Source organism: Streptomyces sp. NPDC044704 (assembly GCF_056433525.1).
In genome coordinates, this window is the sequence record NZ_JBWKGY010000001.1 from 85,568 (window position 1) to 107,850 (window position 22,283).

The window sequence follows — 22,283 nt, forward strand, 5'->3', positions numbered from 1 at the left end:
GCGGGTTCCGGACGGCCGGCCCGGCGTCACGTACGGCTCATTAGGCCCTCTTGTAATGAGCATGGCACCTCGTTCACCATGACCCGCGCACGTCACGCACGCACGTTCCGCACAACCTGCACACGGCGTACGAGGAGACCACACGTGGCCCAACGCAACAGACGATCCTTACGCGCGGCGCTCGCCGCGCTGACCTCGGTCCTGCTCCTGCCGGTCGGCGCGGGAGTCGCCGCCGCCGCGCCGGAGCCCGGTCCCGCACCGAGCGCGGCCGAGCGCAAGATCGAGCCCAAGCTCCGCACCCAGCTCGACGAGTCGGCGAAGGCCGTCTTCTGGGTCTATCTCGACAGTGCCGCCGACCTCACCGCCGCGGGGAAGCAGCAGACCCGCGCCGCCAAAGCAGAAACGGTTCTGCGGCTGAAGAAGGGCCACGCCGAGCGGAGCCAGGCCGAGGTCCTCAAGGCCCTGGACGGCGCCAAGGCCGAGTACACCTCGTACTGGATCGTCAACGCCGTCCGCGTCGTCGGCAGCCAGAAGCTCGCCGGGACCCTCGCGCAGCGCCCCGAGGTCTCCCGCATCGACGCCGACGACAAGGTCACCCTCCCCAAGCCCGCCGAGGGCGCCCGGGAGAAGGCCGTCGCCGACGCCGTCGAGTGGAACATCGACCGGATCAAGGCCCCGCAGGTGTGGGACCAGCTCGGCGTCCGCGGCGAGGGCATCGTCGTCGCGAACATCGACAGCGGCGTGGACTACACCCACCCGGCCGTGAACGGCCAGTACCGCGGCAAGAACGCGGACGGGTCGTACACCCACGCCTACAACTGGTTCGACCCGGCCGGCGTCTGCGACACCGCCGCGCCCTGCGACAACAACGACCACGGCACCCACACGATGGGCACCATGGTCGGCGACGACGGCGGCGCCAACAAGATCGGCGTGGCCCCGGGGGCCAAGTGGATCGCCGCCAAGGGCTGCGAGTCCAACTCCTGCTCCGAGGCCTCCCTGCTCGCCTCCGGCCAGTGGATCGTCGCCCCGACCGACCTGAACGGCCAGAACCCGCGTCCCGACCTGGCCCCGCACGTCGTCAACAACTCCTGGGGCGGCTCGGGCGGCGACACCTGGTACCAGGAGATCGTCAACACCTGGCGCGCCGCCGGCATCTTCCCGGCCTTCTCCAACGGGAACGCCGGCCCCGGCTGCACCACCAGCGGCTCCCCGGGCGACTACGCGAACTCCTACAGCTCCGGCGCCTTCGACATCAACAACACGATCGCGTCGTTCTCCTCGCGCGGCGCGGGCCCCGGCGGCATCGTCAAGCCGAACATCGCCGCGCCCGGCGTGAACGTCCGCTCCTCCGTCCCGGGCGGCGGCTACGAGGCCTTCTCCGGGACCTCCATGGCCTCGCCGCACACCGCGGCCACCGTGGCCCTGCTCTGGTCGGCCGCGCCCGCCCTCGAAGGCGACGTCGCGCAGACCGAGTCGCTGCTCGACGGCACCGCGCAGGACACCGACAGCAGCCAGTGCGGCGGCAGCCCGGCCGACAACAACGTCTTCGGCGAGGGCCGGCTCGACGCCCTCGCCGCCGTGAACGCCGCTCCGCGCGGAGCGATCGGCGCGCTCGGCGGCACCGTCCGCACCGCGGGCGGCGAGCCCGTCGTTGGCGTCAAGATCACCGCCGACGGCCCGATCGACCGTACGGCCACCACGGCCGCCGACGGCAGCTACCGGTTCACCGCCCTCTCGGTCGGCGACTACGCGCTGACCGCGGCCAAGTTCGGCTACGGACAGCAGACCCTGACGGCGACCGTGACCGAGAACGGCACCGCGACCGGTGACTTCACCCTCACCCAGGCGGCCTCCGGCAAGCTCACCGGCACCGTCTCCTCGGCCGCCGGTCCCGCCGCGGGCGCGGCCGTCACCATCGCCGACACCCCGGTGACCGCGACCACCGACGCGCAGGGCCGCTTCGAGGTCACCCTGCCGCACGGCACGTACGACGTGAACGCCACCTCGCCCTCCCGCTGCGTCACCGGCGGCACGGCGAAGGTCACCGTCGGCGGCGACACCACCGTCGCCGTCAGCCTCCCCGAGCGCACCGACGGCTACGGCTACGCCTGCGCCGCCGCGGGCGACCGCCCGTACACCGCGGGGAACCGGCAGCTCGCGCTGACCGGCGACAACACCACCGAACGCGTCGACCTCCCCTTCCCGCTGCCGCTGTACGGGAAGACGTACGCCCAGGCCTGGATCGGGACGAACGGCACGGTCAGCTTCGGCGGCAACCACACCGGTGACATCAACGGGGACCTGCCGAGCGCGGCCACGCCCAACGCGGCCCTGTACCCCTTCTGGGACGACCTGGTCGTCGGCGCCGCGGGCAGCGGCTCGGGCGTCTTCACCGCCGTCACCGGCACCGCCCCGCACCGCAGTTACGTGATCGAGTGGCGCGAGGTGTCCCACTGGTCGGCGCAGGCGGAGAAGTTCTCCTTCGCCGCGGCGATCGGCGAGGACGGCACCGTGACCTACTCCTACAAGGGCACGGGCGGCACCGGCATCAAGGGCGGCTCCACGGCCACGGTCGGCCTGGAGAACGCCACCGGCACCGACGCCTTCAAGTACTCGTTCAACACCGCGGTCATCACCGACGGCCTGTCCATCGGCTTCCGCACCACCAAGAGCGGTGTGGTCGCCGGCCGGGTCCTCGACGCCAACGACGGCAACGGAGTCGGCGGCGCCACGGTGACCGTCGGCAGCGGCGACACCGCCGTCTCCGCCGTCACCGCCGCGGACGGCGGCTACGTCGTCCAGAGCCCGTCGGGCCCGCGCACGGTCTCCCTGTCGGCCCCGTCCTACGAGTCCGCCCAGGCGGCCGTCGACATCAAGGCGGCCGACGTCACGACGGTGACCCAGTCCCTGCGCACCGGCAAGGTCACCGCCGCCAAGTCCGCGGTGGAGATCGTCCTGCCCGCCGGGCAGAAGCGCACCCGCACCCTCGACCTCACCAACCCCGGCCTCGGCACGGCGTTCACGGTGACCGAGGACGCCGCCTGGCTGACGGCCACCCCGGCGGACGGGAACCTCCCGACCGGCGGCAAGGCCGCGCTCACCCTCGCGGTGGACACCGAGGGCCTCGCCCCCGGCTCGGTCCTGACCGCCGACCTGAAGATCACCTCGGCCAGCGGCCGGAGCCCGGTCCTCACCGTCCCGGTCAAGATCGTGATCCCGCGCTACCAGCTCGCCGTCGACGCGGGCTCCGACTACGCCGGCACGGACGCCGCGGGCGACGCGTGGTCCGCGGACCGCAAGTACACCCCCGGCTCCTACGGCTACCAGGGCAACGCCGGAGTCCAGTCCACCGGCCGCACCGTCACCGGAACGGACGACCAGCGGCTGTTCCGCAACGCCCGCGAGGGCATGTACGAGTACCGCTTCGACAACGTGCCGAACGGCACCTACACCGTGGAGCTGGGCTTCGCCGAGCTCTCCTCCACCAAGCCGAACAAGCGCGTCTTCGACGTCCTGGCCGAGGGCACCCAGGTCCTGCCCTCCCTGGACATCTCCCTGGAGGCGGGCACCTACACCGCCCTGACCAAGACCTACACGGTCACCGTCACGGACGGGGTGCTCAACCTCCGCTTCGTCACGCACAACGGATTCGGCAAGCCCCTGCTGAACACCCTGCGCGTGACCGACCGCCCCGACAGGAGCTAGTCACCGGATTCCCGAGCTGAAGGGGCGGGGCGTCCGGGGCGGTTTCCCGGGCGCCCCGCCCCCCGGCATTCGGGTGGCCGGCGGCGACTTCGCCGCGACCTGCCCGGGCCGGTGCGCGGGGCGACGTAGCGTGGCCGACCATGACCACCCCGCACAGCGAACAGGGCGCCCGGATCGAAGCCCTCGTGCGCCGCGCCGACCCGGACGCGGTCTGGGCGCTGGGGTCGGCGGACGCCGTCCATGCGGCCTCGGACGGTGACGGGGACGGTCCGCTCGACGCCCGCGCCCTCACGGCGGTACTGGCCCTGTGGCCCGTCCTCGGCAGCCTCGTGACCCGGGGGGACCTGACGCTCCACACCCCCCTCACCGTCTACGGCGGCGGCGCAGCCGAGGGACTGCCCGAGGGGACCACCGCCCACCACCTGCTCACCCACGCCGACGGCCCGCCCGCCCTGACCGCGCTCACCCGCCTCGCCGAACACCTGTGCGGCACCCCGCTGGCCGAGTTCGCCGCCACCCGGATCTGGGGCCCCCTCGGCATGGCGCGCACCCGCCTCACCGACGCCACCCTGCACACCTCACCGGCCGACCTCGGACGCTTCCTGCGCCACCTGCTGTCCACCGCCGACGACCCCATCGCCCGCGCCTGGACCGCCGACTCCCTGCGGATCCGCACCGGCGAACTCACCCCCTCCCGCGGCCTGCTCTGGCACCCCGCGCCCGCCGGGGTCTGGGCCCACCAGCCGCCGGCCGGCGCCGGACCGGCCCTGTGGGTCTCCCCCCGCCACGGTCGCTGGGCCACCCTCCAGACGGCCGTCGGCCCCGGCCGCGCCGGCGCGCTGCGCATCGCCTTCCGCGACGCGGTGTTCGCCCCAACTCCCGCCCTTTGAAGTGCTGTTGTACGATCCGAAGGCATGACGACGACCAAGCGGAAACCCTCCGACGTGCCGGACCCCCGCACCCCCTGGGACGAGATCGCACCCGGCCTCTGGATGGGCGGCCACGTCTGGGCCGACGACACCGGGGAGGTCCGGCCCGCCGTCGTCCGGCGCGAATTCGACCTCGTCATCAGCCTGTTCACCCGGCCCGGCCACGGCCCGGACCCGGCCGCCGAGCACGTCGTCGGCGAGATGCCGGACGCCCCCCTCACCACCGCGCAGCTCCGCACCGTCCAGCACCTCGCCCGCACCGCCGGACAGGCCCTCGACTCCGGCCGCACGGCCCTCGTCCGCTGCTACTCCGGCTACAACCGTTCGGGGCTCGTCGTCGCCCAGTGCCTCGTCGACCGGGGCCTGCCGCCCGCCGAGGCCATCGCCCTGATCCGCGGCCGCCGCTCTCCCTGGGCGCTGCACAACCCCGTCTTCACCGACTACCTCAGCGCCGGTCTGGAGACCGCCGCGCTGCTGGGAGGCCTCGACCCACTCCCGTAGCGCAGTCGGAGCGCGCGCCCCGGGAGGGCGACGTACGGTGATCCCGAAGTCGCTGTCCGTGGACCACCGGAGTGGAGGTCCGCGGTTCCCCCGCCCCCTGCGCAGTACGCGAGGAACCCATGTCCGACGCCGTGACCGCCCCGGCCACCGACCCGGATGCCGATGCGCTCGACGCCCTGTGCCGGGACCTGGCCGAGGCCGCAGACGCCGTCGGCGAAGCCGCCCGGTACGCCTCCGGACTCGCCCTCGGCGCCCGGCTGCCCGCCTCCGCACTCCTGCGCCCGGGCGGCCGCCGCCGGGCCTGGCGCACCCTGCTGCACACCCTCACCGACCCGGCCGGACTCGGCTGGGCCCCGCGCGGGCGGGGCGTGGCGAGGGCCGGCTGGCTGGCCGGGATCCTGGCCCGCCGGGAGAACCTCGCCGTGAGCACCGCCGTGTGCGGTCTGAAGGCCCGCATCCGCGTCGCGGGCCTGGACCGGCCCGAGCTGTACGCCGACCCGGACTGCGCCGCCGTCCTGCGGGCGGTGGCACAGGACCGGCAGGCCGAGGCCACCCGGGCCTTCCGGGCCGTCGTGCGCGAGCGGGGTGCCCGGCACGCCTTCACGGCCCTGGCGCCGTCCTTCGCCGACATCCTGGCGTGGCACGCCCTGACCGACGAGAACCCCTTCAACGACCACGCGGGCTGGCAGGTCGCCACCGGGCGGGCCGTCACCGCGCGGCCGCTCCTCGGGCTGGGCGCCGCCCTGCGCGCGTTCTTCGACCCGGGCCGCGTACGGGAGGAACCCCCGGCCCCGGGGAACCCGGACGGCGTCGACGTCACCGGAACCCTCGCCGGCTACGTGCGCAACACCGCGCTGATCGGTGCGGCCGACGTCCTGCTGGTCCAGGAGGTGACCGGCCCCGACGGGCTGCCGCGGCACGTCGTGCACCTGCCGGACCGCGCCACGGTGCGCGCGGTGGCGCGGGCCGTGCGCGGCGAGGTCCCCTCCGGCGCCGCGCTGGTCCTGGCCGGCCGCGGCGGCGGCGCGGTCACCGCCACGGAACTGGCCCGGGACCGGGACTTCACCGCCGTCTACGCCGTCACCCACGTCGTCGCCGTCGCCATGCCGCCCGGCGCCCGGGCGGACGCGGGTCCCCGGACCCGGCTGCTGTCCGTACCGCCGGCCGGCGACGCCAGCCGCGCCCCCGACCAGGCCGCCGACCGTGCGGCCGTCGGCGGGCGGATCGTCGGCAGCCGCCTCGTCCCGCTGCCGGACCGGGACTGACCGGACCGTCACATGAGCCCCTTGGAGCAGCCCGTGAGCGACCGCCACCGGCCGAGCCCGCGTCCGCCCGCCCCGGCCGACGGCCTGCGCGGCCATTCCGCCGCCCTGCGCTCGCACGCCCGCCGGCTGCGCGCGGGCGCCGCCGCACTGGACTGGCGCGGCCCGCAGGCCGACGCGTTCCGGGCGGAGGTCACCGCGCTGGCGGACCGCTGCGCCACGGCCGCCGACGGGTTCGCGCTGGCCGCGGCGCAGCTGGACGGCCGGCGCCGCCCGCGGGGCTGAACCCGCGGGCGGCGCCGGCCGTCAGGGCCGTGGAGGCGTGGGGGCCGTCAGAGGACGAGCGAGAGCAGCAGGACGAAGCCGAGGCCGACGACCGAGATGATGGTCTCCATCACCGACCACGTCTTCAGGGTCTGCCCGACGGTCATCCCGAAGTACTCCTTGACCAGCCAGAACCCGGCGTCGTTGACGTGGCTGAAGAACAGCGAGCCCGCACCGATGGCCAGGACGAGGAGGGCGGTCTCCGTCGTGCCCGCCCCCGCGGCGAGCGGGGCCACCAGGCCGGCCGCCGAGATGGTGGCCACGGTGGCCGAGCCGGTGGCGAGGCGGATGGCCACCGCGATCAGCCAGGCGAGCAGCAGGGTCGGGATCGCCCAGTTCGCGGAGAGGTCCAGGATCATCTGCCCCACGCCGACGTCGATCAGGGTCTGCTTGAAGCCGCCGCCCGCGCCCACGATCAGCAGGATGCCCGCGATGGGGGCGAGGGACTTCTCGACGGTGGAGGACAGCCGTTCCTTGGTGAAGCCGGCGGCCCGGCCGAGGGTGAACATGCCCACGAGCACCGCCGCCAGCAGGGCGATCAGCGGGGATCCGGCGACGTCGGTGACCCGCTGGACCGGGTGGGCGGGGTCGTCGACGACGATGTCGACCAGGGCCTTGACCAGCATCAGGGCCACCGGCAGCAGCACGGTGAACACGGTCGCCCCGAAGCGCGGGCGGTGCTCGGGATCCGTGGAGGGGCTCTGCGGGATCATCCGCTCGGGGGCGGGGACGTCCACCCAGCGCGCCGCGTACCGGGAGAACAGCGGACCCGCGATGATCACGGTCGGGACGGCCACGAGCACCCCGAGGGCGAGGGTGACGCCGAGGTTCGCGTGCAGGGCGTCGATGGCGACCAGGGGTCCGGGGTGCGGCGGGATCAGTCCGTGCATCACCGACAGGCCGGCCAGCGCCGGGATGCCGATCCGCATCAGCGAGTAGTTCCCGCGCTTGGCGACCAGCAGCACCACCGGGATCAGGAGGACGATGCCGACCTCGAAGAAGAGCGGCAGACCGATCACGGAGGCGATCAGCACCATCGCCCAGGGCATCGCGCGGCCCTTGGCGCGGGCCAGGATGGTGTCCACGATCTCGTCCGCGCCGCCGGAGTCCGCCAGCAGTCTGCCGAGGATCGCGCCGAGCGCGATCAGCACGCCGACGCCCGCGACCGTGGCGCCGAGCCCGGCGGTGAAGCTGGTGATGGTCTTCGCCGGCGGCGCGCCCGCGAACACCCCGAGGGCGAGCGAACCGACCGTCAGCGCCAGGAAGGCGTGCAGCTTGAGGCGGGATATGAGCAGGACGATGACGGCTATGCCCGCGAGGACGGCGATGCCCAGCTGGGTGTTCCCGGCCGAGGTGATCGGTCCGGGGGCGGCCGCTGCCAGTGTCTCGACGCTGAGACCGGTCACGGTGACGGTTCCTCGAATCTCTTTAGGGGCGGTGCGGCAGGGGGAGTGCGGCGAGCGCGGCCAGCGCCCGCCCGGTGATCTCTTCGGGGGATCCGGACACGTCGACGACGACCCCGAGCTCGTCCTCCTGGAGCGGCTCCAGCGTGGCGAACTGCGAATCGAGCAGGGTGGCGGGCATGAAGTGGCCCGTGCGCGCGGCCATGCGCCGCTCGATCAGGGGGCGGCCCCCGGTGAGGTGGACGAACACCGCCCCGGGGGCGGTGGCGCGCAGCCGGTCGCGGTAGGCGCGCTTGAGCGCCGACGCCGCGACCACCCCGCCCCGCCGTCCGCCCCGCTCGCGGATCCACTCCCCGATGGCGTCGAGCCACGGCCACCGGTCGGCGTCGTCCAACGGGGTGCCGGCGGACATCTTGGCGACGTTCGCCGCCGGGTGGAAGGCGTCGCCCTCGGCGTACGGGAGGCCGAGCGCGGCGGCGAGCAGCCGCCCCACGGTCGTCTTGCCCGTACCGGCCACGCCCATCACCACAATGACGCGCTGGGAGCTCACGTCGTACCTCGCTGTCCTCGTCGACATCGGTCCGTGCGGCACCACTGAAGCCTATTAAGTAGTACTTATTCAAGAGTCGAACGGTAAAACATCACACCATTGGTTCTCCGGGGCGTCACCGTACGCTTACGCCATGACCACCGAAGGCAGCCCGGCGCAAGGCCTCCACTCCCTGGTGCTGGACACCCTCGGCCTCGCCATCACGGCCGGTGAGCACCCGGCGGGCAGCGTCCTGCGCACCGACGAGATCGCCGACCGCTTCGACGCCTCCCGCACCGTCGTCCGGGAGGTGGTCCGCGTCCTGGAGTCCATGCAGCTCGTCGAATCCCGCCGCCGCGTCGGCGTCACCGTCCGGCCCGCCGACGAGTGGAACGTCTACGACCCCCGCGTCATCCGCTGGCGCCTCGCCGGCACCGACCGCCCCCGCCAGCTGCGCTCCCTGACCGTGCTGCGCTCCGCCGTCGAACCGGTCGCGGCCGGACTCGCCGCCTCCCGCGCCACACCGGACCAGTGCGCCCAGCTCACCGAGGCGGCCCTCGGCATGGTCCGCACCTCCCGCGGCCACCAGCTGGAGGGCTACCTCCACCACGACATCGCCTTCCACCGCACCGTGCTGAACGCCTCCGGCAACGAGATGTTCGCCCGACTGGGCGACGTCGTCGCCGAGGTGCTCACCGGCCGCACCGAGCACTCCGTGATGTTCCACGACCCCGACCCGGCCGCCGTCACCCTCCACGTACGGGTCGCCGAAGCCGTCCGCGAGGGGGACGCCACCGCCGCCGAGGCCCTGACCCGGCAGATCGCCCTCGGCGCCCTCGACGAGCTCGACGTCCTCGCCCCCTGACGGCGCCGCCCGCACCCGGACGGTACGCGGGCACCCCGCCGTACGACAGACTGGGCGCGTGCTGGGACATGATGCCGGGGACGACGACGGCGGACCCGCCTCCTTCGTGGGACGGAACGGTGAACTGGGCGCGCTGCGCACGGCCTTGGCCGCACGCCGGCTGATCACCCTCACGGGGCCGGGCGGGGTAGGCAAGACGCGGCTGGCCCGCCGCGCCCTGGAAGGCGCCGCCACCTCCCGGGGCCCCTTCCCCGACGGGGTCCACTGGGCCGACCTCTCACCCCTGCCCGGCGACCGGCTCCTGCCGGACACCGTCGCGGACGCGCTCGACCTCGCCGACCACACCTCCCGCACCCTCGCCGAAGCCGTGCGCGCCTGGATCGGCGCGCGCCGGCTGCTCCTCGTACTGGACTGCTGCGAACATCTGACCGCCGCCGTACGGGACCTCGTACGGGACCTCCTGGCGGCCGCCCCGCACCTCGTCGTGCTCGTGACCAGCCGGGAGCCCCTCGGGCTCGCCGACGAGCACGTACTGGAGATCGGCCCCCTGCCGCACTCCGACGGCGCCGGAGAGGCCCTCGCCCTGTTCACCGCGCGGGCGGACGCCGCCCGTCCCGGGCCCCCGCAGCCGTGGACCCCGGGGCGGCTCGCGGCCGCCCACGCGATCTGCGTCCGCCTCCAAGGCATCCCCCTCGCGCTGGAACTGGCCGCCGCGCAGTTGACGGACCACACCGTCGAGGAACTCGCCGCGCGCCTCGCCCGCCGGATCGGAGTGCTCCCCGCCGCCGGCGCGACCCGGCCGCCGCGCCACCGCGCCCTGCGCACCGCCATCGGCTGGAGCCACGAGTGGTGCACCCCGCGCGAACGCCTGCTGTGGCTGCGGCTGTCCGTCTTCGGCGGCGTCTTCGACGAGGCCGCCGCCCGGGCCGTGTGCGCCGCGGCCCCGCTGCGGCCCGAGGACGTCCCGCCGCTGCTGGCGGCGCTGACCGCCAAGTCCGTCGTACGCCGCACCCCGGACGGCACCGGGTACCGGATGCTGGACACGATCCGCGAGTACGGGGCCATGTGGCGGGACGCCGTCGGCGAAACGGACGCGCTGCGCGCCCGGCACGCCGCCCACTTCCTCGGCCTGGTGCGGACCGCGGAACGGGAATGGCTGGGCCCGGGACAGCGGGACGCCTACCGCGGGATCGCCACCGGCCACCAGGACCTCTGCGCCGCCCTCGACCACTACCTGGCGACCGCGCCGGCCACGGCCGTGGAACTGGCGGGCCGCGTCGGCTTCTTCTGGGCCTGCTGCGGCCACCTGCACGCCGCCCGCGGCTACCTGGAACGCTCGCTGCAGGCCGCCCGCCCCGAGGACGTCGACCTCACGGGCCGGGTCCGCGCCCTGTGGGCCCTCGGCGTCACCCTCCTGCTCCAGGGGGAGCAGGACGAGGCGCACCGGCTCGCGGTGACCTGCGAGGCCCTCGCCGCGACCGACGGGGCCGACCCGCGCTCCGCCCTCGACGCCGCCTACCTGCTGGGCCTGAGCCACCTGCTGGCCGGCCGTCCGCTGGCCGCACGGATCATCGCCGACAACGCGCTGGAGGCCCGCCCCGGCACCCCCTTCGACTCGCCGTCACGGCTGCGCAGCCACCTGGTACGGGTGTTCGCCCTGACCGGCATGGGCCTGTTCGTCGACGCCCGCGCCGAAGCGGAGCTGCTGCGGGCCGGCTGCGCGGCCCGCGGGGAACACTGGACCCGCGCCTACGCCGACTACCAACTGGCCCTGATCTGCCTGTTCGAGGGCCGACCCGTCGACTCCGCCGCCCACGCGCGGGCGATGCTGGACGGCAAGCGGGAGCTCGGCGACAGCTTCGGCACGGCACTCGGCCTCGACCTGCTGGCCGCGGCCCGGGCGGCGGCCGGCGACGAAGCGGGCGCCGCGCACGCCTACGGCGCGGGCCACGCCTACTGGCAGGCGGTCGGCCACCCCCAGCGCGGAACACCGGAACTGGGGCCGGTCCGCGAGGAGTTTGAACGCACCGCCCGCGGCGCACTGGGCGACCAGGCCTACGAGGCCGCATTCCAGGAGGGCGTACGCCACGGCCACGCCCAGCGCACCCGCTCACGCGCCACGTGAGGACTCCGACGACAGGACCTAGTGGGGCTTGTGGCCGGGGTAGACGTGGTCGGGGCTGACGATGGCGCTGACCGCCTCGCCGAAGAGGGTGCTGGGCTCCTGGCCGTCGTGCAGGGCGTCGGTGTTGAGGAGGATGACCATCGTCGCCCGCGCCTGCGGGAGGTAGACGGTCAGGGTCTCGTACCCGGGCAGTGAGCCGTTGTGGCCGATCCAGCCCTGCACGTTGAAGATGCCCAGCCCGTAGCCTGCGCCGGGAACGCCGATGGGGGTGGTCTTCAGACGCTGTGCCTGGGTCGCGGGGGTCAGCAGGGTGCCGGTGGCGAGCGTGCGGGCCCAGCTGCGCAGGTCCTGGAGGTCGGAGATCATCGCCCCGGCGGCCCAGGCCCAGGAGGGGTCCCAGTGGGTCGAGTTCACGGTCTTGCCCGAGGCCGTCTGGTTCGTGTAGCCCTGCGCGTACGGAGCCGGGATCTCCGCGCCCGTGGGGAAGAGCGTGCGGTGCAGCCCGGCCGGCTTCAGCACGTCCCGCTCGATGACCTCGTGGAGCGGACGTCCGGTGACCTTCTCGATCACCAGGCCGAGCAGGATCAGGTTGGTGTTGCTGTAGTCGAACTCCGCTCCCGGCGCGAACTGCGCGGGGTGCTTGAAGGAGTAGTCGAGCAACTGGCGCGGGGTGAAGAGCGCGTTGGGGTCGGCTTCGAACCTCTTGATGAAGTCCGCGTCCTCGCTGTAGTTGAAGAGCCCGCTGCGCATGCCGGCGAGCTGGCGCAGGGTGATGTGGTCCCCGTTCGGCACGCCGGTGACGTATGTGCCGACGGGGTCGTCGAGGCCGATCTCCTTCCGGTCGACCAGCCGCAGCAGGGCGGTGACCGTGAACGTCTTGGTCTCGCTGCCGATGCGGACGTGCAGACCGGTGGCCATGGGCGCGCCGGTCGCCTTGTCGGCCACGCCGAAGGTCTTCACGTAGCTGCCCTTGCCGGGGGCCCAGAGGCCGACGGTCACCCCGGGGACGCCCGTCTCGTCCATGACCTTCCGCACGGCCGCGTCCAGCTCGGCCGCGACGGCCGGGGTGAGGCGCACGAACTCCGCGTCGGGATCGGGGGAGGGGGCCGCGGGGACGGCCGGCGCGGCGGGGGCCGCCCCGTACGCGGACCCCGCCACGGCCGGAGCGAACAGGAGACCTGCGGCTGCGGCGGCCACGCAGGCCCGCCGCAGACGCTTGCGGGTCGGCTTCACGGCAGGGCCTCCCGTCGCCCGACGATCAAGCAGCATCACCAGGGTAGGCCCGCGCCCCCGGCCCCGCGCGGCGAGCGGCGGCCCGGCACCGCGGGGGCCGCCGGAGGGTCACCCGGAGTCCCTGAGGGCGATGACCCCGGCCAGCGCGGTCAGGTCGCGCTCGGGGAGGCGGCGTTCGGCGTGGAGCATGCGCAGGGCGGTGGTGAGGCGCTCCTCGTCCTCGGGCCGGCGCAGGTTCGCGAGGTACGGGGGCAGCAGCAGCGCCAGCGAGGCGAGGTCGGCGCGGGCGCAGAGCCGTTCCAGCAGGGGCCGCAGGGGGTCCGGGGCGGCCGGGGCGGTCGCGCGCAGGCCCTCGGCGATCCGCAGGCGCAGCCAGTCGCCGTACGGGCCCGGGGGCAGCTCGGCGAGCCGGGCGGCGCCGGCCTCGAAGTGGGCGCGGGCTTCGGCCTGTTGCCCGAGTTCGAGGTGGGCGCGCCCCAGTGCGCCGTGCAGCGAGGGGTAGAAGGGGCGTACGCGCTCGTCGCCCACCCGGTCGGCGAGCTCCAGGCAGGTCCGGTTCCAGTGGAGGGTCGCCCCGGGGGTCGGCTGGTGCCGGGCCAGGTAGTGGGCGGCGACGCAGGCCTCGTAGTCGTCGGCGGCCGCGTCCCAGGCCCGGCGGAACAGGGCGCGGGCCTCGTCGGCCCCGCCCGAGGCCTCGGCGGCCATGCCCTGGGCGCAGAGCCGGACGACGGTGTTGCGGGGGTCCACGGGGGTCTCCTTCAGGCTGCGGGGAGGGCGACGGGCATCACGAGCGTGGTGAAACTGCCCTGGTCGGCGGAGCGGACCAGGACGGGCAGGGCAGCGCCGGAGACCTCCAGCAGCGCGTCCGGCCCCACGCCGGCCTCCAGCGCGGCCGCCAGCACCGCCGGATCGAAGGCGAGCCGCACCGGATCGCTCTCCTCGCGTACGGCGGGCAGCGCGTTCCCCGCCACCAGCAGCCGGTCGTGCCCCAGCTCGACGGGGACGGCCGCCGCGTCCGGGCAGGCCTCCAGGGCGGCGAGCAGCGCCGTCCGGCCGACGACCACCCGGTGGGCGGGGGCGTCCAGTGCCGCCAGCACGTCCCGGTAGGCGGGATAGGACCCCTCGGTCACCGCCACCTCGCGGGCGCCGCCGGGGTGCCGGACGGACAGGGGGCTGCCGGCGGGTCCCGCCGACAGGACGACCTCCGAGGCGCGGGCGGCCCACGCCCCGAGCGCGACCAGGGCCCCCGCCTCGATCAGTACGCGCCCCGGCGGCCCGCTCACGGCGGTGGGCCGCAGGGTGCGCAGCGAGAGCCGGTAGCGGTCGGTGGCCACGAAGCGGACCTCGTCCTCCTCGAACTCCACCAGCACGCAGCCGAGCACGGGATGCGCGGGATCGCGCCCCGCGGCCGGGGCCACCTGCCGTGCGGCACTGGCCAGCTCGGCCCCGCCGAGGGTGAACTCGGTGCGGTCCGGGCCCGCGGGCAGCGTGTCAAGTACGGCGCGGATCGCGGCGTCGGCGGCCCGCCCGTTCTCCCGTACGGCCGTGCGGTGCCGCTCCAGGACCTCGCGGGCCCCGACGGCGGGCCCGTCGAGCACGGTCACCACGTCCGGCAGGGCCAGTCCGGCCTCGCGCAGTGCGCGCAGGAGCGCGGCCCGGGCCTGCTGGGCGGTGGAGTAGGAGCGGTATCCGGTGACCGCGTCGACCCGGGCGGGCGGCAGTACGCCGCAGTCGTCGTAGAAGCGCAGTGCGCTCGGCGCGAGCCCGACCCGCCGGGCGAACGCGCTGATGCTCATCAGTTCTGGTGTGCCGTCCATGAACGCGATTGTCGACTTTCATCCCACTTGAAGGTCAACCGGCGGTCGGCGCGATGGCGGCCGGTACGGCCTCCGGCAGCCCTCGGACGCCGCCCGCATCAACGGCGAGTCGGTCCGCATCGACGGCGGCGCGGCCCGCTCCCTCTGACCGCCCGGCCGCGCGGGACCCCGCACCGGCACCCGCGATCCGCCCGGAACACGACCGGCCGTGCCCACCGCACGCCCCGTCCGCGACCGGCCCGCCCCCCACCATGGAAGGAGAGGGCCGGAACCGGCTTGTAGGCGTGCGCGCGGCGGTGCGATCCTTCCGCCATGTCGCACATACAACTGCCGGACTACGGGGCGGTCCTCGCGGAGGTGAGGGAAGTGCGGCGGGCCGGGATCGTCCGATTGCGTGAGCTCGGCATTCCCGTGCTCACGGGCTTATCGGCCGGTCCGGGGGAGGGGAGCCCCGGAGAGCCGCACTTCCCCGCTGTCGAACGGCTCCTGCGCACCGCCGTCGCCTCGATGGGCGGAGGCACCCTCCAGGAAGCCGCCGAATACAGCCTCGGCCTGGCCCGCGGCACCAGGGACTGGCCGCCGGCCGACCGGCGCAGGCGGGCCGCCCAGGTCTACGGGGTCAGCGTGGAGCGGTTCCGCAAGCACCACGAGCTGATGGTCCTCGGGCAGGTGGCCGAGCAGGTCGTACGCCACGCCGGCGGTACGGGTGCGGCCGCCGGACCGGCCCCGGCCTCCGCCGCGGGGCGGACGGTCCGTCAACTGCCCTCCAGTCACCACCGGATACCCGTCCGGGCCGGCGGCCGCGACCACCACGTCACCCTGCACGTGCACGCCGTCGACCTGCTGCGCGACATCGACGTGGTGGTGTCCCCGTCGAACACCCACTTCGCCCTGCCCGAGGCCTACAAGTCCTCCGTCGCTGCCTCGCTGCGCCGCACCGGAGCCCTGCGCGACCCCGCCGGACGGATCGTCGCGGAGCCCCTGCGCGACGAACTGCGGGCCTGGACCGACCGGTACGCCCCGCAAGGCCTGCCGGTCGCGCCCGGCACGGTGGCCGTCACCGGCGCCGGGGCCCTCGAACGCCAGGGCATCCGGTACGTCCACCACGCGGCGGTGGCCGTTCCCCGGCCCGGCACCAACGACTACGACGTCCAGCCCGTGGACGTCACCCGCGCCGTGACCCGGGTCTTCGCCCTGCTCGCCGAAGCGGGGGCGCCGGCCGTGCCGGGAGCGAACGCCCACACCGGTGCCGGGGCGGAAGCCGGAGCGTCCGCCCCGGCGCCGTACCCGCCCCCGCGGTCCGTCTGCCTGCCGTTGCTCGGGGCCGGGCGGGGCGGGCTCGCGCCCGCGGAGAGCCTGGCCGCCGTGTGGGCCGCGGTGGAGGCCGAGCTCGCCCGCGGGGCCACCTGGGACGTCCACCTCGTGGTCCGCACCCCCGAACGCGCCGAGATCGTCCGGGAGTTGCTCGGATCCTCCGCCCCCGAGGGCCGGCCCCGGCCCGACCGCGTACCGCCGCCCCACCGCGCAACGCCCGCGCCCTGACCCCTGGAGCCGTCTTGTCCGCATCAGCGACCGCCGCCCGGGCCGAACGCGAGGCGGTCATGGCCGAGCTCGCCACCCTGCCGGCCGCCGACCCGAGGGCACGGGACCTGTGCGGGCGGGCCGGCGAACTGAGCTACCGGCTCCACGAGGAGCTCGCCGACCCCGAGGACCTCGAACTCGCCGTCGAGGCCTTCGCGCACGCCTTCCGCCAACCCGGCCCCGCCCCCGCGCCCGGGCCGCGGCGGGCGCTGTGGCGGATCATGTACGGACACCTCCTGGCCCTCCGGTACGACGAACGGCCCGACCCGGAGACGGCTGCCCGCGCCCACGCCCTGCTCGCGGAGGGCCTCGCCGAACTGCCCGACGATCCGCAGTCGTGGGGCGAGGCCGTGATGGCCCGGCGGCTCCTCGCCAACCTCACCAAGATCCGCTTCATGGAGACCGCCGACGAGGCCCTCCTCGACGAGGCCCTGCACCGCGGTCTCGCCGCGCTCGACGACGAGGACGGACGGGACGCGGACCTCCAGGAGGCCCTCGGCTACCTGTGGCAGCAGCACGGTCTGCGCACCGGCCAGGTGTCCTCCTTCGCCCGCTCGGCCCGGTACTACGCCGACGTGCTGGCGGGCGGCGCCCCGGACCGGGACCTGCCGCTGGTCCGCCAGTCCCGGGGCGCGTCGCTCACCCTCCAGGGCAACACCGCGGGGGACCGCGCCGTACTGGAGGAGGGCCGCGACGAAACCCTGCGCGCGCTCGCCGAGGCACCCGGCCGGCCCGAATGGGAGCGGGACGCCCGGCTGCGCGTGGCCTTCGCCCGGGTGGTCATCGCCGGCACCTGGGCGGACGAGGAACAGGGCGCGCGGGCCGAGACGGAACTCAGGGCGCTCCTCGGCACCGAGGCGGAGATCGACGCGCTCCACCTCGGTTACCTCGACGTCTTCGGCCGGGCGCTCTTCGTACGCGGCCGGACCCGGCTGGACGCGGACCTGCTCGACCTGTCCGTCGCCCTCCTCACCCGGGCCGTCGACCGCTGGGAGTCCGAGGGAACCGGCCCGGTCGGCCTCGTCGCCTGGGCCCTGACCAGCGCCCACCACACGCGCCACGAGATGGACGGCGACCGGGAACGGCTGCCGCGGATCGAGCGCGCCGCCCTCCTGGCCCTGGAGGATCCCGGCCTGGCACCCGCGCTGCGGGAGACCGTCCGGATGATGCTGGCCGACGCGCAGCACCAACTGGGCCCCGACCACCCGCAGTCGGTCCCGCCCGAGGAACTGCACCGCCTCTACCAGGAGTTCCTCGCCAGGGCGGGGGACGAGATCCCCCTCGAATTCGGCCCGGACCACATCCTGCTCGCCGACACCGAGGAGGCCCGGGCCCGCTGGGAGCGCCGCTTCTCCCGCTTCTACGAGGACTGGCGTGCGGACGGACCCGGCGGCCGCGCGCACGCGGTGCGCGCCGAGCAGCTCCTGTCCCTCCTGGCCGCGCTCGACCCGCACGGGGACCGGGTCGGCCCGGAACGCGAGGAGGAACTCGTCCGGGCCGTCCTGTCCTACGCGCGGGCCCACCCCGACTGGTGGGTCAACGCGCACCTCGCGGTGGGCAAACTGCGCCTGCACCAGGGGATGCGGGGGAACCCGGCCCGGCTGACCGAGGCACTAGAGCACTTCGAAGGGGCCCGCCGGACCGGGTTCGACAGCCCCTGGCTGACCCTCTGCGTCATGCTGGCCTCCTCCGTGCTCGCGCAGATGCACGGCATCACGACGGGCGCCGCTCCCAGCCCCGCCGACTGGGAGCGGGTCTGGAACGAACTGGACCTCTCCCCCCTCCTCACGGACACGATGCGGGCCCAGCAGGCCGGCGGTGAGGCGATGGTGCACGCCCGCCGGGGAGACCTGGCCGCCGTCGACCGGGGACTGGCGGTCCTCTCGGACGTCGTCGCCCGGTACCCGGCCGACGACCCCGGCCGGATCGAGATCTGGTCGCAGCTGGAGACGGTCCGGCTGGCCCGCGAAGACCTCGCCCTGCGCCTCGGGGTTCCGCCGCTGCCCCCGCCGGCCGGGCGGCCCACGCCGGAAGAGCTGCGCCGTCAGGCGTCCCGGCTGCCGCGCGCCCACCGTGCCACCGTGCTGGGCGACGTGGCCCGCGCCTGGATCGGCGAGGCCCTGCTGCGGGCCGACGCGGCCCGGGCCCGGGAGGTCCTTCCCCTCGCGGAGGAGGCGGTCCTGCTGGCCCCGGCGGGCAGCGAGGACTGGATCCGCCTCGCCGCCGACACCGGCAGCGTGTACACCGCCCTGGCCCTGGCGGACGGGAACCCGCGCGCACCGGAGCGGATCCGGGACCTGGAGCGGGCCTTCGCCCTCCTCCCGGCCGCGGCCGAAGCCGAGGGCGGGCCCGAACACCGGCTGTGGGCCGTCACCACGTTCCACCTGGCCCGGGCCCACCGGATGAGGAACCGCCAAGCCCGCCGCGACCGCGAGCGGGGCAGGAAGCTGGGCCTGGAGGCGATGCGCGGTTTCGTGTGGTCGGCGCTCCTCCAGTCCGGCACCCAGGACGTCGCCGAAGCCGCCCGGCTGGCCGAGCAGTTCTCCGGGGAACTGGCCGGCTGGTGCGTCGCCGACGGGGCCCCGGAGGACGCCGTACGGGCCCTCGACGCCTGCCGGGGCCTCATCCTGCACACCGCGACCACCACCCGCTCCGTCCCCGAACGCCTCACCACCGGCGGGCACCTCGGGCTCGCCGACGAGTGGCGGGCGGCGGGCGGCGACCCCGACGCCGTCCCGAGCGGCCTGCGCCGCCGCGTCGTCCTCGCGCTCACCGAGGGCGACGACCGGCTCCTCGACCCGCCCGGCCCCGAGGAGATCGGCGCGGCCCTGCGCACGCAGCACAAGGACGCCCTCGTCTACCTGGTGCCCGGCACCGAGTCGTGCCCCGGTACCGCCCTCGTCGTCACCACCGCCGGCACGGTGCACGAGGTGCCGCTCCCGCTGCTCCGCGAGGACGCCGCCCCGCTGCGGGAGTACCGCCCGGCCGAGGCCGGCGAGGCCCGCCTCATCCAAGCCGTTCCCGGCTACGGGCGCCCCGCCCCCGCCCCCGCTCCGCCGTTGCGCGTCCAGCTGGACCGGCTCTGCGCCTGGGCCTGGAAGACCGCCGTCCAGCCCCTGCTGGACGTGTTCGACGTACCGGCCCGGCCGGGCCGGGTGCCCCGGCTGGTCCTCGTCCCGATGGGCGCGCTCGGCCTGGTCCCCTGGCACGCCGCGTTCGCCGAAGAGGGCCGGGGCCGCCGCCACGCCATCGAACGGGCCGAGTTCTCGTACGCCGCCTCCGCGCGCCTGCTCTGCGAGGTCGCGGCCCGCCCCCCGGCCCCGCACTCCGGTACCGCACTGGTCGTCGGCAACCCCACCGGTGACCTGCCCTACGCGGGGGAGGAGGCCGACGCCGTCCGGCGCGTCTTCTACCCGCACGGCCAGTACGTCGGCCTGCGCACCGGCGACGGCGCGCCCGCGCAGGTCGCCGGCTGGCTGCGCGACCGGGCCGACGACGGCGCCGTCCTCCACCTCGCCTGCCACGGCACCGTCGAGGAGAACCGGCCCCGCAGCTCCTACCTCTCCCTCAAGGGCGGCGAACTCACCGCGGAGGAACTGGCCGGAGCCGTCCACGGCAGGCTCGGACTCGTCGTCCTCGCCGCCTGCCGCAGCCAGGTCTCGGGGCGCGGCCACAACGAGGCGTACAGCCTGTCCACGGCCTTCCTGGTGGCCGGCAGCCGTTCGGTGATCGGCTCGCTGTGGCCGGTACCGGACGACGCGACCTCCCTGCTGATGTTCCTCACCCACCACTACCTGCGCCGCGAACAGGAGCCCCCCGCGCGGGCCCTGCGCCGGGCCCAGCTGTGGATGCTGGACCCGGCGCGGACCGTGCCCGAAGGGCTGCCGCCGGTCCTGGCCGCCCGGCTCACGGACCTCGACCCGTACGACCTGAGCGCCTGGGCCGGCTTCACGCACCTGGGTCAGTGAGGCGGGTGCCGGCCGGGAGGGCGGGCACCACCGTGCGCAGGGCGACGGTGCTCGCCGCCCACTGGCCCGCCACGAACGCCGCCCGGGCGGGCAGCAGGTCCCGGTTGCCCGGCCCCGCCGACGGCCCGGCCAGCCGCAGCAGACCGTCCGCGGCCGGGCCGCCGACCAGACCCGGGCGGTCGGTGGTCGCATCCCATGGGGGCAGGTGGAACGGCACCGTGTTCAGCTCCCCCTCGGCCACGACCAGCGTCAGCCAGTCCCGCACCGAAGCCCCGGGCCGCACCGGCCGCGACGCCGGCAGCACCATCCGCAGCGGCTCCCCGTCCAGCGCGTGCCCGGTCATCCCCGGGCCGACGAACCCGCCCGGGAAGAGCGCCGACCCGGCCCCGAACCGTTCGTCCAGGTTGAGGAGCACGCACCACAGCGGCCGCGGCCCGGTGTTGCGCACCCGCACGGTGATCCACGGCGGCTCCCGGCCCTCGTAGGCGAGGGCGATCTCCCCCCGCGCGTCGGGCCGCAGCGGTTCCCCGTCGCGGTCCGACCACGGCAGTACCTCCACCCGGACGTGCCCGGACAGCGGGGACAGGCCCGCGTTCAGGTCGCGGAGGCGGTGCCAGTGCGTCAGCCGGGCCAGGCAGTGGGCGAGGAAGCCGACGTCGTCGGGCCCCGCCAGCGGCAGCGGGTCCACGTACGGGGAACCGTCCCGGCGCAGGACGCGGGCCAGCCCCCCGCGCACCTCGACGCGGAACAGCAGCCCCGCCCCTGTCTCCTCCGCCGAACCGGCCCGGACCTCGCGCAGCAGCGGCGAGGCGGGCAGCTCCACCCGGTCCCCGTCGAGCACCACCGCCGCCGGGGGCAGCGCCAGCGCCGACAGGGCCACCGCGTGCACCGACCCCGGCTCCGGTACCCAGCCGTCCGGATCGACCAGCACCCGGTCGGCCCGCACCTCCGCGACCCGCAGGAGGCCACCCGCCGCCGTGAACTCCGTACCCGTGCCACCGGTCAGGCCGTGCACCCGCCCGCAGTCCACCTCCCAGCCGTCCGGCCCCTCCCGCAGCAGGTGGGCGCTGGGCGCCGCGGCCGCCCCGCCCAGCAGCGGCCGGTCGGCCGGCCCGCCCGGATCGGCGGGGAACAGGACCGGCTGCTGCCCGTACACCAGCTGCCGCACCCCGGCGTCCGCCGCCGCGAGCAGCTCCCGCGCGGTGGCGTCCGGTCCGGCCTGGCGCAGGGCGCGGGCCAGGGCGTACGAGAACACGCCGCGCGTGCGCGGGCCCTCGGGGCCGTACGGGCCGTCCGTACGGCCCGCGCCGTCGATCGGGCGCTCGAAGGACGGCTGCCCGAGCCGGCTCGCCGCCAGCAGCAGGTGCCGCGGCCCGGTGTCGGGGCCGCTCACGTCCCGCGACGCGACCGTCGGCCGCCACCGCGGCAGCGGCGTCAGCGAGCGGGGGGTCACTCGCTTACGGCTCGCGCCCCCCGAGTAGCAGCAGTCGAGCACCGCCACCACCCGGCCGCCGCCCGCCGCCGCGCCGTCGAGCAACGCGCCCAGCCGCTTGTCCGGAAGCGGCCCGTCCGCGCACACCAGCGCCTGGCAGCGACCGGTCGGCTCCAGCAGCAGCTCGTGCGCGGTGACCGCCGCGTACTCCGTCCCGTGCCCGCTGAACCACAGCAGCGCCGTGTCACCCGGCCCAGCCCGGCCCAGGTGCCTGCTCACCGCCTCCTCGACCGCCGCGGCCGTGGCCTCGGAGTCCAGCAGGATCCGCGCGTCGACCCGGCCCGGGGCCGCGCCCTCCAGCGCGGCCCGGGCGTCGGCCACGTCGTTCAGGCACCCGCGCAGATCGGACAGACCCGAACCGATCGCCGCGCCGTACTCGTTGATGCCCACGAGCAGGGCGTAAACCTTTGCCATCACGCCAGTGTGGACCGCGGGCCGGGGCGGACACTGGCCGAAAACCGGTCGGATCACGGTCACTTGCGGGGAGAACGTGGCTCGAATCCCTTTTGGGGTCGCACGATTGACGCAACGTCATTAATCTGCGTG

General features: G+C 75.3%; 15 protein-coding genes. 9 read left to right on the top strand and 6 right to left on the bottom strand.

Annotated features, from left to right (window positions below; genetic code table 11):
• The first annotated feature begins 144 nt into the window (after window positions 1-144).
• The 5 genes from AC07B0_RS00390 (at window position 145) to AC07B0_RS00410 (ending at window position 6,685) form a co-directional block, all read left to right on the top strand.
• Entirely contained in the window at window positions 145-3,708 is a 3,564-nt protein-coding gene (locus tag AC07B0_RS00390; protein ID WP_478895975.1) for a S8 family serine peptidase, read from the top strand.
• A gap of 140 nt (window positions 3,709-3,848) precedes the next feature.
• Window positions 3,849-4,598, top strand: coding sequence for a serine hydrolase domain-containing protein (locus AC07B0_RS00395; RefSeq protein WP_469382601.1), 750 nt, complete (start codon window positions 3,849-3,851; stop codon window positions 4,596-4,598).
• A 24-nt stretch (window positions 4,599-4,622) separates the two neighbouring features.
• Window positions 4,623-5,138 carry a protein-tyrosine phosphatase family protein gene (locus AC07B0_RS00400; protein WP_478866197.1) on the top strand — a complete coding sequence of 172 codons (516 nt, stop codon included), beginning with the start codon at window positions 4,623-4,625 and terminating at the stop codon, window positions 5,136-5,138.
• Window positions 5,139-5,257: 119 nt separating this feature from the next.
• A complete protein-coding gene (locus AC07B0_RS00405) occupies window positions 5,258-6,403 on the top strand; it encodes a hypothetical protein (protein ID WP_478895977.1) in 1,146 nt (381 codons plus the stop codon).
• Between the two features lie 33 nt (window positions 6,404-6,436).
• Window positions 6,437-6,685, top strand: coding sequence for a hypothetical protein (locus AC07B0_RS00410; RefSeq protein ID WP_469382604.1), 249 nt, complete (start codon window positions 6,437-6,439; stop codon window positions 6,683-6,685).
• A gap of 47 nt (window positions 6,686-6,732) precedes the next feature.
• Here the strand turns inward: AC07B0_RS00410 and AC07B0_RS00415 are convergent, their stop codons facing one another.
• Together AC07B0_RS00415 and AC07B0_RS00420 are read right to left on the bottom strand one after the other, a co-directional pair.
• Window positions 6,733-8,130 carry a GntT/GntP/DsdX family permease gene (locus AC07B0_RS00415; RefSeq protein WP_356872022.1) on the bottom strand — a complete coding sequence of 466 codons (1,398 nt, stop codon included), beginning with the start codon at window positions 8,128-8,130 and terminating at the stop codon, window positions 6,733-6,735.
• Between the two features lie 22 nt (window positions 8,131-8,152).
• Window positions 8,153-8,704: a gluconokinase gene (locus AC07B0_RS00420; RefSeq protein ID WP_478896683.1), complete on the bottom strand. Its 552-nt coding sequence runs from the start codon at window positions 8,702-8,704 to the stop codon at window positions 8,153-8,155.
• Between the two features lie 106 nt (window positions 8,705-8,810).
• Here AC07B0_RS00420 and AC07B0_RS00425 point away from each other — a divergent pair, with 106 nt between their 5' ends.
• Together AC07B0_RS00425 and AC07B0_RS00430 are read left to right on the top strand one after the other, a co-directional pair.
• A complete protein-coding gene (locus tag AC07B0_RS00425) occupies window positions 8,811-9,521 on the top strand; it encodes a FadR/GntR family transcriptional regulator (RefSeq protein ID WP_356872018.1) in 711 nt (236 codons plus the stop codon).
• A gap of 58 nt (window positions 9,522-9,579) precedes the next feature.
• A complete protein-coding gene (locus AC07B0_RS00430; protein WP_478895980.1) occupies window positions 9,580-11,646 on the top strand; it encodes an ATP-binding protein in 2,067 nt (688 codons plus the stop codon).
• Between the two features lie 18 nt (window positions 11,647-11,664).
• Here AC07B0_RS00430 and AC07B0_RS00435 read toward each other — a convergent pair whose 3' ends face one another.
• The 3 genes from AC07B0_RS00435 to AC07B0_RS00445 form a co-directional block, all read right to left on the bottom strand.
• Window positions 11,665-12,879 carry a serine hydrolase domain-containing protein gene (locus tag AC07B0_RS00435; RefSeq protein WP_478895982.1) on the bottom strand — a complete coding sequence of 405 codons (1,215 nt, stop codon included), beginning with the start codon at window positions 12,877-12,879 and terminating at the stop codon, window positions 11,665-11,667.
• A gap of 108 nt (window positions 12,880-12,987) precedes the next feature.
• Window positions 12,988-13,626: a hypothetical protein gene (locus AC07B0_RS00440; protein WP_356872012.1), complete on the bottom strand. Its 639-nt coding sequence runs from the start codon at window positions 13,624-13,626 to the stop codon at window positions 12,988-12,990.
• Window positions 13,627-13,637: 11 nt separating this feature from the next.
• Window positions 13,638-14,696, bottom strand: a complete 1,059-nt coding sequence (locus AC07B0_RS00445) for a DNA polymerase III subunit beta family protein (protein ID WP_469382609.1) — start codon at window positions 14,694-14,696, stop codon at window positions 13,638-13,640.
• A 312-nt stretch (window positions 14,697-15,008) separates the two neighbouring features.
• Between AC07B0_RS00445 and AC07B0_RS00450 the strand changes: the two genes are divergently transcribed.
• Both AC07B0_RS00450 and AC07B0_RS00455 read left to right on the top strand, forming a co-directional pair.
• Window positions 15,009-16,238, top strand: a complete 1,230-nt coding sequence (locus AC07B0_RS00450) for a macro domain-containing protein (RefSeq protein ID WP_469382610.1) — start codon at window positions 15,009-15,011, stop codon at window positions 16,236-16,238.
• A 14-nt stretch (window positions 16,239-16,252) separates the two neighbouring features.
• Window positions 16,253-20,245: a CHAT domain-containing protein gene (locus AC07B0_RS00455; RefSeq protein ID WP_469382611.1), complete on the top strand. Its 3,993-nt coding sequence runs from the start codon at window positions 16,253-16,255 to the stop codon at window positions 20,243-20,245.
• Here AC07B0_RS00455 and AC07B0_RS00460 read toward each other — a convergent pair.
• A complete protein-coding gene (locus AC07B0_RS00460; protein ID WP_469382612.1) occupies window positions 20,226-22,151 on the bottom strand; it encodes a caspase family protein in 1,926 nt (641 codons plus the stop codon). The genes AC07B0_RS00455 and AC07B0_RS00460 overlap by 20 nt on opposite strands.
• Window positions 22,152-22,283 lie beyond the last annotated feature (132 nt).

What these genes read in the sequence shown, in the direction of transcription:
- AC07B0_RS00395 (WP_469382601.1), top strand. Translation starts at nt 3,849, where the DNA reads ATGACCACCCCGCACAGCGAACAGGGCGCCCGGATCGAAGCCCTCGTG.
- AC07B0_RS00400 (WP_478866197.1), top strand. Translation starts at nt 4,623, where the DNA reads ATGACGACGACCAAGCGGAAACCCTCCGACGTGCCGGACCCCCGCACC.
- AC07B0_RS00405 (WP_478895977.1), top strand. Translation starts at nt 5,258, where the DNA reads ATGTCCGACGCCGTGACCGCCCCGGCCACCGACCCGGATGCCGATGCG.
- AC07B0_RS00420 (WP_478896683.1), bottom strand. Translation starts at nt 8,704, where the DNA reads ATGTCGACGAGGACAGCGAGGTACGACGTGAGCTCCCAGCGCGTCATT.
- AC07B0_RS00425 (WP_356872018.1), top strand. Translation starts at nt 8,811, where the DNA reads ATGACCACCGAAGGCAGCCCGGCGCAAGGCCTCCACTCCCTGGTGCTG.
- AC07B0_RS00445 (WP_469382609.1), bottom strand. Translation starts at nt 14,696, where the DNA reads ATGGACGGCACACCAGAACTGATGAGCATCAGCGCGTTCGCCCGGCGG.
- AC07B0_RS00450 (WP_469382610.1), top strand. Translation starts at nt 15,009, where the DNA reads ATGTCGCACATACAACTGCCGGACTACGGGGCGGTCCTCGCGGAGGTG.
- AC07B0_RS00460 (WP_469382612.1), bottom strand. Translation starts at nt 22,151, where the DNA reads ATGGCAAAGGTTTACGCCCTGCTCGTGGGCATCAACGAGTACGGCGCG.